At 70.1% G+C, this 12,687-nt stretch carries 9 protein-coding genes; 4 read left to right on the plus strand and 5 right to left on the minus strand.

Annotated features, from left to right (window positions below; translation table 11 throughout):
- Window positions 1-2 precede the first annotated feature (2 nt).
- The 3 genes from OH735_RS21720 to recQ all read left to right on the plus strand — a co-directional run bounded on the left by OH735_RS21720 (window position 3) and on the right by recQ (window position 5,474).
- Window positions 3-1,574 carry an NADH-quinone oxidoreductase subunit M gene (locus OH735_RS21720; RefSeq protein ID WP_406383200.1) on the plus strand — a complete coding sequence of 524 codons (1,572 nt, stop codon included), beginning with the start codon at window positions 3-5 and terminating at the stop codon, window positions 1,572-1,574.
- Complete coding sequence (gene nuoN, locus OH735_RS21725; protein ID WP_406383201.1) at window positions 1,571-3,235, plus strand: NADH-quinone oxidoreductase subunit NuoN; 1,665 nt, start codon at window positions 1,571-1,573, stop codon at window positions 3,233-3,235. Before OH735_RS21720 ends, nuoN begins: the two co-directional genes overlap by 4 nt.
- A 148-nt stretch (window positions 3,236-3,383) precedes the next feature.
- Window positions 3,384-5,474: a DNA helicase RecQ gene (gene recQ / locus OH735_RS21730; RefSeq protein WP_406383202.1), complete on the plus strand. Its 2,091-nt coding sequence runs from the start codon at window positions 3,384-3,386 to the stop codon at window positions 5,472-5,474.
- Window positions 5,475-5,511: 37 nt separating this feature from the next.
- On the opposite strand, the gene OH735_RS21735 is transcribed toward recQ, so the two are convergent.
- The 5 genes from OH735_RS21735 to OH735_RS21755 form a co-directional block, all read right to left on the minus strand.
- Window positions 5,512-6,120: a Uma2 family endonuclease gene (locus OH735_RS21735; RefSeq protein ID WP_406383204.1), complete on the minus strand. Its 609-nt coding sequence runs from the start codon at window positions 6,118-6,120 to the stop codon at window positions 5,512-5,514.
- Window positions 6,121-6,354: 234 nt separating this feature from the next.
- Complete coding sequence (locus OH735_RS21740) at window positions 6,355-6,495, minus strand: GPP34 family phosphoprotein (RefSeq protein ID WP_406386676.1); 141 nt, start codon at window positions 6,493-6,495, stop codon at window positions 6,355-6,357.
- Window positions 6,496-6,529: 34 nt separating this feature from the next.
- The gene (gene fahA / locus OH735_RS21745; RefSeq protein ID WP_406383205.1) at window positions 6,530-7,759 is read right to left on the minus strand and encodes a fumarylacetoacetase; all 1,230 of its coding nucleotides are present in this window, start codon (window positions 7,757-7,759) and stop codon (window positions 6,530-6,532) included.
- 201 nt (window positions 7,760-7,960) lie between these two features.
- Complete coding sequence (locus OH735_RS21750) at window positions 7,961-9,955, minus strand: CocE/NonD family hydrolase (protein ID WP_406383206.1); 1,995 nt, start codon at window positions 9,953-9,955, stop codon at window positions 7,961-7,963.
- Between the two features lie 9 nt (window positions 9,956-9,964).
- Complete coding sequence (locus tag OH735_RS21755; protein WP_406383207.1) at window positions 9,965-11,464, minus strand: peptide MFS transporter; 1,500 nt, start codon at window positions 11,462-11,464, stop codon at window positions 9,965-9,967.
- Between the two features lie 156 nt (window positions 11,465-11,620).
- Between OH735_RS21755 and OH735_RS21760 the strand changes: the two genes are divergently transcribed.
- Window positions 11,621-12,631 carry a polyprenyl synthetase family protein gene (locus OH735_RS21760; protein ID WP_406383208.1) on the plus strand — a complete coding sequence of 337 codons (1,011 nt, stop codon included), beginning with the start codon at window positions 11,621-11,623 and terminating at the stop codon, window positions 12,629-12,631.
- The last annotated feature ends 56 nt before the right edge of the window (window positions 12,632-12,687 follow it).

Below are 12,687 nucleotides of genomic sequence, written 5' to 3' on the forward strand. Positions count from 1 at the left end.
ACATGTCCTTTCCTCTCCTGACAGCGACGGCGGCGCTCCCGGCGATCGGCGCGGTCGCCACCGCCGCCGTCCCCGCCGCGCGACGCACCACGGCCAAATGGCTGGCGCTGCTGTTCTCGCTGGCCACGCTCGTCCTGGCGGGCATCGCGCTCGCCCGCTTCGAACCCGGCGGCGCCCGCTACCAGCTCACCGAATCGCACGCCTGGATCAAGGACTTCGGCGTCCGGTACGAACTGGGCGTGGACGGCATCGGGGTGGCGCTCATGGCGCTCACCGCCCTGCTGATCCCCTTCGTCATCCTGGCCGGCTGGCACGACGCCGACCCCCTGGAGACCAAGTCCTCGCGATGGCGGCCGACTCAGGGCTTCTTCGCCCTGATCCTGATGGTCGAAGCGATGGTGATCCTCTCCTTCGAGGCCACCGACGTCTTCCTCTTCTACATCCTCTTCGAAGCCATGCTCATCCCGATGTACTTCCTCATCGGCGGCTTCGGGGACCGGGCACACACGGGCAGCGACGAGAACGCGGCGGCGCAACGCTCGTACGCCGCGGTGAAGTTCCTCCTCTACAACCTGGTCGGCGGCCTCATCATGCTGGCCGCCGTGATCGGGCTGTACGTGGTCGCGGGCACCTTCTCGCTCTCCGAGATCGCCGAGGCCCGCGCCAACGGCTCGCTCTCCATGGCGACCAGCACGGAGCGCTGGCTGTTCCTCGGGTTCTTCTTCGCCTTCGCGGTTAAGGCCCCGCTGTGGCCGCTGCACACCTGGCTGCCCAACGCCATGGGTGAGGCGACCAGCCCGGTCGCCGTCCTGATCACCGCGGTCGTCGACAAGGTCGGCACGTTCGCGATGCTCCGCTTCTGCCTCCAGCTCTTCCCGGAGGCCAGCAAGTGGGCGACGCCGGTGATCATCGTCCTGGCACTGATCAGCATCGTGTACGGGGCGCTGCTCGCCGTCGGCCAGCGCGACATCAAGCGGCTGATCGCGTACGCGTCGATCTCGCACTTCGGCTTCATCATCCTCGGCATCTTCGCGATGACGAGCCAGGGCCAGTCGGGCGCCACGCTCTACATGGTCAACCACGGGATCTCGACCGCCGCGCTGATGCTGGTGGCGGGCTTCCTGATCACCCGGCGCGGGTCGCGGCTCATCGCCGACTACGGCGGGGTGCAGAAGGTGGCACCCATCCTGGCCGGCACGTTCCTGATCGGCGGTCTGGCCACCCTGTCGCTGCCCGGACTCGCCCCGTTCGTCAGCGAATTCCTGGTCCTGGTCGGTGCGTTCAGCGCGTATCCGGCGGCGGGCGTCATCGCCACGACCGGCATCGTGCTCGCCGCGCTGTACGTCCTCGTCCTCTACCAGCGGACGATGACGGGCCCGGTGAAGGCCGAGGTCCAGGGCATGGCGGACCTCAAGGTCCGGGAGCTGGTGGTGGTGCTGCCGCTGATCGCGCTCCTGCTCTTCCTGGGTGTCTACCCGAAGCCGCTGACGGAGATCGTCAACCCGGCGGTGCAGCACACCATGTCGGACGTCCAGAAGAAGGACCCCCAGCCTGAGGTGGAGGCCGCCAAGTGAGCGCAACAGCTGTCCACAGCCTGTGGACAATGGCGGGCGGGGTGACATCGGCGGCCCCGGTCGAGAAGTTCAAGGCACCGGTCATCGAGTACGCCCAGCTGACCCCGGTCCTCATCGTGATCGGTGTCGCCGTGGTGGGCGTGCTCGTCGAGGCCTTCGTGCCGCGCCGGTCCCGCTACTACACGCAGGTCTTCCTGACGGTCGTCGCCCTCGCCGCCGCGTTCGCCGCGGTCGTCGGCCTGGCGGCCGGGGGATACGGTACGACAAAGGCGCACATCGCCGCGATGGGCGCCCTCGCGATCGACGGCCCGACGCTGTTCCTGCAGGGCACCATCCTGCTGACCTCGCTGGTCGCCGTCTTCACCTTCGCCGAACGCCGGCTCGACCCCGCCGCGCACGGAAACCGCGTCGACTCCTTCGCCGCCCAGGCCGCGTCGGTCCCCGGCAGCGACAGCGAGAAGGCCGCGGTCAGGGCCGGTTTCACCACCACCGAGGTCTTCCCGCTGGTGCTCTTCTCGGTCGCCGGCATGCTGGTCTTCCCGGCGGCCAACGACCTGCTGACCCTCTTCGTGGCCCTGGAGGTCTTCTCCCTCCCGCTCTACCTCCTGTGCGCCGTTGCCCGCCGCAAGCGGCTGATGTCGCAGGAGGCCGCGGTGAAGTATTTCCTGCTCGGCGCCTTCTCGTCGGCGTTCCTGCTCTTCGGGATCGCCCTGCTGTACGGGTACGCGGGCTCCGTCTCGTACGCCACCATCGCGAACGTGGTCGACGGCTCCGTCACCCAGATCGACCCGGCGCTCGCCGACACCATGGGCAACGACGCGCTGCTGCTGATCGGCGGGGCGATGATCCTGACCGGTCTGCTGTTCAAGGTCGGTGCCGTCCCGTTCCACATGTGGACCCCGGACGTCTACCAGGGCGCCCCGACCCCGGTCACCGGCTTCATGGCCGCGGCCACCAAGGTCGCCGCGTTCGGTGCGCTGCTGCGCCTGCTGTACGTGGTCCTGCCGGGCCTCGCCTGGGACTGGCGCCCGGTCATGTGGGCCGTCGCGATCATCACGATGCTCGGCGGCGCGGTCGTCGCCATCACCCAGACGGACATCAAGCGGCTGCTCGCCTACTCCTCGATCGCGCACGCCGGCTTCATCCTCGCCGGTGTCATCGCGGCCACCCCGGAAGGCATCTCGTCGGTCCTCTTCTACCTCGGCGCGTACTCCTTCGTGACGGTCGGCGCGTTCGCCGTCGTGACCCTGGTGCGCGACGCGGGCGGCGAGGCGACGCATCTGTCGAAGTGGGCGGGGCTCGGCCGGCGCTCGCCGCTGGTCGCCGCGGTCTTCGCGGTGTTCCTGCTGGCCTTCGCCGGTATCCCGCTCACCTCCGGGTTCTCCGGGAAGTTCGCCGTCTTCAAGGCGGCGGCGGACGGGGGAGCGGTCGGGCTGGTCGTGGTCGGTGTGATCTCGTCGGCGATCGCCGCGTTCTTCTACATCCGGGTCATCGTGCTGATGTTCTTCAGCGAGCCGAAGGCCGACGGCCCGACGGTCGCTGTCCCGTCCCCGCTGACGATGACGACGATCGCGGTCGGTGTCGCGGTCACGCTGGTGCTGGGCCTCGCTCCGCAGTACTTCCTGGACCTGGCAGGCCAGGCGGGAGTCTTTGTGAGGTAGCGCACACGCGCACAGCCGGTACACAGCCACGACAACGCCGGACGGGCTTGAGAAGTCAAGCCCGTCCGGCGTTGTCGTAGGCGGCGCCTATCGTGGCAGAGGACGGCGGCAACGCGTAGGGCGCGGGATGGACCGGGGGGACAGAGCGATGAGCACGACGGGCGGGACCATGGATGTGACCGAGAGCGACGCGCGGCAGACGCTGCACCGGGTGTTCGGGTACGAGGCGTTCCGCGGGGAGCAGGAAGCGGTCGTCGACCACGTGGTGGCGGGCGGCGACGCCGTCGTGCTCATGCCGACCGGTGGCGGAAAGTCCCTCTGCTACCAGATCCCGTCCCTGGTCAGAGCCGGTACAGGCATCGTCATCTCGCCCCTGATCGCGCTGATGCAGGATCAGGTGGACGCGTTGCGGGCGCTCGGTGTCAGGGCCGGTTTCATCAACTCCACGCAAGATTTCGACGAGCGCCGCTCGATGGAGGCCCAGTTCCTCGCCGGTGAGCTCGACCTGCTCTACCTGGCCCCGGAGCGGCTCCGCCTGGACGCCACCCTCGGCCTGCTCTCCCGCGGCGAGATCTCCGTCTTCGCGATCGACGAGGCGCACTGCGTGGCCCAGTGGGGCCACGACTTCCGCCCGGACTATCTGGCCCTCTCCGTCCTCGGCGAGCGCTGGCCCGACGTGCCGCGCATCGCCCTGACCGCGACCGCGACCGGTGCGACGCACCAGGAGATCACCCAGCGCCTGGGCATGCCCGACGCGAAGCACTTCGTCGCCAGTTTCGACCGGCCGAACATCCAGTACCGGATCGTGCCGAAGGCCGACCCGAAGAAGCAGCTGCTCTCCTTCCTCAAGGAGGAGCACGCCGGGGACGCGGGCATCGTCTACTGCCTGTCGCGCAACTCGACCGAGAAGACCGCCGAATACCTCTGCCGCAACGGCATCGAGGCCATCCCGTACCACGCCGGTCTGGACGCGGGCACGCGCGCCGTCCACCAGTCCCGCTTCCTGCGCGAGGAGGGCCTGGTCGTCGTCGCGACCATCGCCTTCGGTATGGGCATCGACAAGCCGGACGTCCGCTTCGTCGCCCACCTCGACCTGCCGAAATCGGTCGAGGGCTACTACCAGGAGACCGGCCGCGCCGGGCGTGACGGGCAGCCGTCCACGGCCTGGATGGCGTACGGACTCCAGGACGTCGTCCAGCAGCGCAAGCTCATCCAGGGCGGCGAGGGCGACGAAGCCTTCCGCCGCCGCGCGGCCGCCCACCTCGATTCGATGCTGGCCCTGTGCGAGACGGTCCAGTGCCGCCGCGCCCAGCTCCTGACGTACTTCGGCCAGGAGCCGGTGGCGGCGGCCTGCGGTAACTGCGACACCTGCCTGACCCCGCCCCTGACCTGGGACGGCACGGTGGTCGCGCAGAAGCTGCTGTCGACCGTGGTACGGCTGAAGCGGGAGCGCGGGCAGAAGTTCGGGGCGGGCCAGATCATCGACATCCTGCTGGGCCGCAAGACGGCGAAGGTCATCCAGTTCGACCATGACCAGCTCTCGGTCTTCGGCATCGGCGAGGAGCTGGCCGAGGCCGAATGGCGCGGAGTCGTACGGCAGTTGCTCGCCCAGGGGCTGCTCGCCGTCGAGGGCGAGTACGGCACGCTGGTGCTGACGCAGGAGAGCGGCTCGGTGCTCGGCCGGGAGCGCGAGGTGCTTCTGCGCAAGGAGGCGCCGAAGCCCGCGTCGCGCTCCACGAAGGGCGACCGTAAGACGAAGTCCCAGGCGGCCGCCGCCGAGCTGGCCCCCGAGGCCGTCCCGGTCTTCGAAGCGCTTCGGGCCTGGCGCGGTGCTCAGGCGAAGGAGCAGGGCGTCCCGGCGTACGTCATCTTCCACGACGCGACACTGCGCGAGATCGCCACGGTGCGGCCGGACTCGGTGTCCGCGCTGGGCGGGATCAGCGGCCTGGGCGAGAAGAAGCTGGCGACGTACGGGGAGGGGGTGCTGGAGGTGCTCGCGTCGTTCGGGGATGTCGCGGCGGTGCCGGAGCCCGGTCCTGCGGTAGTCCCCGCCGAACCGGCCCCGGCGGCTTCGGCAGCTCCGGCCCCGGAGGCGTCGGCGGCCGAACAGCCGGAGACCGCCGGCGAGGCCACCCCGATCGTGGAGCCGCCCACGGCCCCGCGCCCGGCCGCATCCGTGACGGTCCCCGACGCCGACCCGGAGTGGGGCTGGGACGAGGAACCTCCCGAGTACGAGTGAGTATCGGGGCCGGGCGGTGGCGGCGCCGGCGCCGGAGCTACTCCGGGGCTGCTGCCCGGCGGCGCGCGGTGATGGCGGTGAGGTCGAGATCGACCGGGAAGGGAATGGAGACCTTCATTCGCTCGTGGAAGATCCCGGTGGACGTGTAGGCGCCGGTGGCCGGTTCCAGCTCGAAGACGTAGACCACCACTCGGCCGTCTTGGTTCTCCACCCGCCAGTAGTGGGGGATCCGTGCCCGCGCGTACTTCACGGGCTTGGTCTCACGGTCCCGTGTCAGGGACTCGTCGGACACGACCTCGACCGCCAGCAGCACCGCCTCGGCGGGGAACCGTGTTTGCCGCAGACCCTCGACCGCGTCCGCCCGCACGACGACCACATCGGGTTCGGGCCGGTTCTGCCAGTCGACATCGATGGTGAATTCGCGAAAGACTTCGAAGTCGAGCGGCGCGAGCGATTGCAACTGCCACTTGAGATAGTCGATCGCGCGCTCGTGGAACACGGTCTGCGGACTCACGAAAACAAGACTCCCGTCGATCAGCTCCGTGTGCGGAGGCAGATTCGGGAGTGTGTCCAGGTCATCGGCGGTCCAGCCGCCCACGGGCGGAACCGCCCACCGCGGCTCGGGGGCCTCGGGTTCGATGCTCATCAGTGCTCCCACAGGAAGGAGTCTCGCGGGGCTTTCCAGCGTATCCGCCGGGAACGGGACAGGGCTCCCCCGAACGTGTGAACGCCCCGCGCACTGCTGACAGCCTCCGCCTCGCCTCGCCCCGCCGGATCCACCGCTTCGCGCTGACTCCGCCCATGAGCCGGCCCTTGTCCGGGGGAGGCAGAATGCCCAGAACCCGGGCGAGGAGCGGGACCTCGGAAGCCGGCGGACTGATCACCCGTACCCGGCGAGTTGTTCGCTGATCCGGCCCCGGAACTCCAGCTCCGCGAGGACCGCGCCCGCCACCCCGTACTCCAGGAAGCGGTTGCGGCAGTACGGCTTGCCGCGCTGCGGGTCCAGCGCGAGCAGCAGCAGTTCCTCGGGAGCGTGAGCTCCGGGGCGACCGGGTTCATGACGCGGGCACGATCCGTCCCGTGACCTCGCCGAGGCCGACCCTCGTGCCGTCCGGGCCCGGTGCCCAGGCCGTCATCGTCACGGTGTCGCCGTCCTCCAGGAACGTCCGCTTGCCGTCCGGGAGGTCCAGTGGGTCGCGGCCGTTCCAGGTCAGCTCCAGCAGCGAGCCGCGCTGTCCGGGTTCGGCGCCGCTGACCGTGCCGGAGCCGTACAGATCGCCGGTGCGCAGCGAGGCGCCGTTGACCGTCATCTGGGCCAGCATCTGGGCCGCCGTCCAGTACATGGTGGCGAACGGCGGCTCGGCGACCGGCTGTCCGTTGATCGCGACCAAGATCCGCAGGTCGAGCCCGCCGGCCTCCTCCTCGCCCGCGTCCTCCAGGTAGGGGAGCAGCGGGAAGTCGCGGGCCGGGGGCGCGATCCGGGCCGCCTCCAGGGCTTCCAGCGGGGTCACCCATGCCGATACGGACGTGGCGAAGGACTTGCCGAGGAACGGGCCGAGCGGGACGTACTCCCAGGCCTGGATGTCCCGCGCCGACCAGTCGTTGAGCAGCGACAGCCCGAAGACGTGGTCGCGGAAGTCGCCGAGCGGGACCGGGCGGCCCTGCGCGGAGCCGACTCCGACGACGAAGCCGACCTCGGCCTCGATGTCGAGCTTGACGGACGGACCGAAGACGGGCGCCGGGTCGGTGGGCGCCTTGCGCTGGCCGGAGGGGCGCACCACGTCCGTACCGGAGACGACGACGGTGCCGGACCTGCCGTGGTAACCGATCGGGAGGTGCTTCCAGTTCGGGGTCAGCGCGTCACCGTCCGGCCGGAAGATCTTCCCGACGTTGGTGGCGTGGTGTTCGCTCGCGTAGAAGTCGACGTAGTCCGCGACCTTGTACGGCAGATGGAGCGTCACCGACTCGACCGGGTGCAGCAGCGGTTCGATGTCCGCGCGGTGTGCCGGGACCGTCACCCAGGCCGTCAGGGCCCGCCGGACGTCCCGCCAGGCGGTGCGGCCCGCCGACAGCAGCGCGGTCAGGTCCGGCTGGGCGAGGAGCTGCGCGTAGGGCGAGCCGAGCGCGTGTGCCGCGGCTCCGGCGTCCAGTACGTGGTTGCCGATGCGGACGCCGACCCGGCGGTCCTCGGGGTGGTCGGGGGTGGAGAACACACCGTACGGAAGGTTGTGCGGGCCGAAGGGGTCGCCCTCGGCCAGATCGAGCGGGCTGCTCTGCTCGGGCATGTGTTGCTGCCTCGCTTTCCAGGTCGCTTGGGGGACACGTTACGTCGGTGTTGCTACCCCGCGGGAGTGTCCCAACTGCTCCTGATGCCCGGAAAGTTCCGCCGTGCCCCCGGGTTGCGGGGGCACGGCGGTGATTCAGAGGACCCGGCAGTAGGCGTCGCGGCGTCGCGGCGTCGCGGGGCTGCCTGCTGCCGGGCCCTCTCAGCCTGCCGTGCGCGGGATCCGCTTCTGCCAGGTGCGATGGAAGACGACCTCGTCGCCGTCCTTGCAGACCACCTCGTTGGACGTGATGAAGTCGGTGTCGTCCGCACTGATTTCGGAGCGGGTCTCGATCCGTACGTCCCACGCCAGCTCCGGCCGGTGCAGCCGGATCGCCCAGTCGGAGCGGGTACGGGCGGAGAGCGGGTCGTCCTCCTGGATCGTGTACGTCTCCAGGGCGTCCTCGGTGAATTCGAGGCCGTCCGGGTAGACGCGGGTGCCGCCGTAGCGCGGGTCGACCTCCAGCCGCCATTCGCCCTTGGCGACGTCGCGGACCACCAGCCGCTCGGGGCGCTGTTCGTCGAGCGTCACGGGGTGGACGACGCCGAGCGGCTCCGACTGTTCCGGTTCCTCGAACCGGATCGCGGGATCCTCGGTGTGCCGGCGCACCGGCAGTTCGACGAAGCTGCCGTCGGCGTCCAGGGTGAAGCCCACCGACCCGGCCTGCGGCCAGATCCACGGCCAGTACGAGGACGAGATCGCGAGCCTGATCCGGTGGCCGGGCGGGAAGGTGTGCCCGATGCCGTTGAGGTCGAACGTCACCTCCTCGTACTCGCCCACCGGCCAGTCGTCCGCGCGGTCGCGGCCGTGCCGGGCGGAGAGGTTGAGCGCGCCGCGGGTGACCAGAGTGGAGGAGCCGTCCGGTGCGACGTCGCAGAGCCGGGCGATCGCCTGGCCGCGGGGCCCGTCCATCCGGATGCGCAGCTTCACCCGGGGGCGGCCCAGGATCTCGATCGGGGCGGACTCGACCGGGAACTCGAAGGAGACCGATTTGGCGTCCTCGTCGCGCTGGTCGGGCGGCAGGTCGGCGGCGTTGCCGAACGGGAAGAAGCGCCCGGCGTCCAGCCCCGTCTGCTGCGGCGAGTCGACGATCTGCGGACCGCCCTGGAGGGCGTATGCGACCGGCGAGATGTTCTCCGACGGCCAGCTGGTGTCGCCGACCCAGCGGCCGGGCAGCGTCTCGTACGCCGTGGCGGGCCGGTGCGACTCGCTGATCCAGGACCGCAGCAGCGGCTCGGCCATGACGCCGGTGTCCTTGTCCTTCAGGTGCTGGTCCCACCAGCGCAGCGTCTCCTGGAGGAAGCCGATCGCCGGGCCCGGCGGCAGACCGCGGTCGGGGTACTGGTGCGACCAGGGCCCGATCAGCCCGCGGACCTTGTCCGGATCGAGGTGCTCGACGAGCCGCAGGACGGTGTCGCGGTACGGGTCGTGCCAGCCGCCCACCGCGAGGACGTTGGCCCGGATCGCGGAGTAGTCCTCGCAGACGCTGCCGTGCTTCCAGTAGTCGTCGCGGGTCTGGTGCGCCAGCCAGCTGTGGAGATACGGTTCGACGGCCTCCAGCCGCTTCAGCCACATGTCCTTCCAGCCCTCACCGACCTGCGCCGGGTCCGGCGGGCGGGAGACGAAGGCCAGCATGGTGGCCGCCCAGGCGTGCATGTCGACGGCGAGGACCGAGCCGCCCATGTAGTGGACGTCGTTGTCGTAACGGTCGTCCGTCGAGCAGACGGTGACGATCGCCTTCAGCGGCTCGGGGGCGAGCGCCGCGATCTGGAGCGAGTTGAAGCCGCCCCAGGAGATGCCGAACATGCCGACGCGGCCGGAGCACCACTCCTGCTGGGCCAGCCAGTGGATGACGGCGACCCCGTCGGCCAGTTCGGTCGCGTCGTACTCGTCACCCGGCAGGCCCTCGCTGTTGCCGTGCCCGCGTACGTCCACCCGGACGGAGGCGTAGCCGTGTCCCGCGTACCAGGGGTGGCGCTGCCAGTCGCGCGGCGCCGTCCAGTCGCTCAGCCGGTAGGGCAGGTATTCCAGGAGCGCGGGGACGGGTTCGTCGGTGACCGGACGCCAGATCCGGGCGTACAGCCGGGTGCCGTCCGGCAGCGGGATGCGGACGTCCTCATGGGTGGTGTCGTACGGAAACGTGCTGCGGATGTGCATGGTGGTACCTCAGTGGACGGGGTGCATGGTGCGCTTGAGCCAGGGTGCGGCGGCGATGACGGCCACACCGGCCACCACCGCGATCGCGCCATTGACACCGAAGTAGGCGGGGTTGGAGACCTCGCCGTACAGCTTCACGACTTGGGCCTGGATGCCGTTGGCGAGGGCCAGCGAGAGGAACCAGAGCGCCATCGTCTGGCTGGCGAACGCCTTGGGCGCGAGCTTGGTGGTCGCGGACATGCCGGAGGTCTCCAGCAGGATGTCGCCGAGACCCAGCAGCAGGTACGAGCCGACGATCCACCAGGCGGCCATCTTGTAGGTGTCGCCGGAGTGCCCGGACGTCGGCAGCACCATCAGCAGGAACGACAGCCCGCCGAGGATCACCCCGATCGCGATCTTGTTGGAGGCGTGCGGCTGACGCGGGCCCATCCGGGCCCAGACGGCGGCGACCACCGGGGCGAGCGCGACCTCGAAGGCGCCGAGCGCGGAGGCGTACCAGCTCGCCGGGAAGTGGAAGCCGAAGATCTCGGTACGGGCGTTGGTCGACGCGAGCAGCATCATCGTCGAGTACGCCTGGAAGAGGATGAAGTTGAAGACGACCGAGGCCAGGAACAGCACCACGTACGGGCGCAGCCTGCCACGCTCCTCGGCGGTGACCCGCGGGCTGCGGAACATCACCACGAAGTAGACGACCGGTGCGATCACCGAGACGAGGGTGAGCACGTCGACGAACCGGCTCATGGTGAGCCAGCCGGCCAGAGCCAGTGCGGTGGCGCCGGCGGCGACCACGACGGCGCCGATCACGATCAGCCCTACGGCGCGGCGCATCGGTGCCGGTTCCAGCGCGAATTCGGCGCTGTGCTTTCGGCCGGCCAGGTGACGCCGGCCCAGTACGTACTGGATCAGACCGATCGTCATGCCGAAGGCGGCGGCCGAGAAGCCCCAGTGCCAGCTCGCGTGGTCCCCGAGCCAGCCGGTGACCAGCGGGCCGAGGAACGCCCCGATGTTGATGCCCATGTAATACAGCGCGAAGCCGGCGTCGCGGCGCTGGTCGTCGGTGCGGTACAGCTTGCCGACCATGGTCGCCACATTGGGCTTGAGCAGACCGGTTCCGGCGCTGATCAGACCGAGGCCGGTCCACGTCATGGCGTCGGTGGGCACCGCCATGGCGTAATGCCCGCAGGCGATGAGGATGCCGCCGTACAGGACGGCGCGGTACGAGCCGAGGATCCGGTCGGCCAGCCAGCCGCCGGCCACGGAGACCAGGTAGACGAGGGTGCCGTAGGCGGCGGAGACGGACGCCGCGGTGCCCGCCTCCATGCCCATGCCGCCGCGGGCGACGGTATCGGCGAAGTAGAGGACCAGGATCGCTTGCATGCCGAGGAACGAGAACCGTTCCCAGACCTCCAGGCCGGAGAGGGTCATCAGGCCCCGTGGCTGGCCGAAAAAGGCATGGTCGTCGCCGGGCTGCGGCTGGGTCGGTTCGGTGTCGGTAGCCGTGTGGGACAAAGGGAGAACTCCTGATCGTATGAGCTGATCCCGAACATACCGGCGGTGGCGGGAAGGCGCCCACGGTGATCCAAAGGGGACCGGATACGCTGACTTGAGTGATGACAGCGACACATCGACACCCCGTGTGATCGTCAGCAGACAGGAGATCCCCTTGTGACCGTCGTCGGGCCGTTCGGACTGGGCGTGCGGGACCACGCTCTTGAGGCCGATGTCCAGGCCGGTTTGGCTGCTGTCGAGTCGGGTCTGCTCGAAGCCACCAAGAGCGGCGTGTCCTTCATCACAGAGGCCGCGCAGCATCTCGTGCACGCCGGGGGTAAGCGGTTCAGGCCGCTGCTGGCCATGCTGGCCGCCCAGTTCGGCGACCCCGACGCACCGGGTGTCGTGCCCGCGGCCGTCGTCGTCGAGCTGACACATCTCGCGACGCTCTACCACGACGACGTGATGGACGAGGCGGATGTACGCCGCGGCGTCGACAGCGCCAACACCCGCTGGGGCAACTCGGTGGCCGTCCTGACCGGCGACTTCCTGTTCGCCCGCGCCTCGCACATACTGGCCGACCTCGGTCCGGAGGCCGTACGCATCCAGGCGGAGGCGTTCGAGCGGCTGGTCACCGGCCAGATCCTGGAGACCGCGGGCCCCGTCGACGGGCGCGACCCGGTCGAGCACTACCTCGACGTGATGCGCGGCAAGACCGGCTCGCTGATCGCCGTGGCCTGCCGGTTCGGCGCGATGATGGCCGGTGCGGACGAGTCGGCCGTCGACATCCTCACCCAGTACGGGGAGCGGCTCGGCGTCGCCTTCCAGCTCGCCGACGACGTACTCGACATCGCCTCCGACTCCCACGAGTCCGGCAAGACCCCCGGCACCGACCTGCGCGAAGGCATCTCGACGCTCCCCGTGCTCCACCTGCGGGCCCAGGCGGCGGCCGACGGCAAGCCGGACGACCTGGAGCTCGTCGAGCTGCTCGACGGCGACCTGAGCGACGACGCCCGGCACGCCGAGGTGCTGCGCAGGCTGCGCGCCCACCCGGCGCTGGAGCACGCCCGACGGGACACCATCCGGTACGCGCAGGAGGCGCGCACGACGCTGGCGCCGCTGCCCGAGGGCTACGCGAAGTCCGCGCTGGAGGAGCTGTGCGACGCGGTGGTGCACCGCGCGGGCTGAGAGGCTGTCGGGCGACCTCGCGGTGATCGGGCGAGCGCCGACGCCGAACGCCTGCT

Source organism: Streptomyces sp. NBC_01618, assembly GCF_045209435.1.
In the GTDB taxonomy this organism is placed as follows: domain Bacteria; phylum Actinomycetota; class Actinomycetes; order Streptomycetales; family Streptomycetaceae; genus Streptomyces.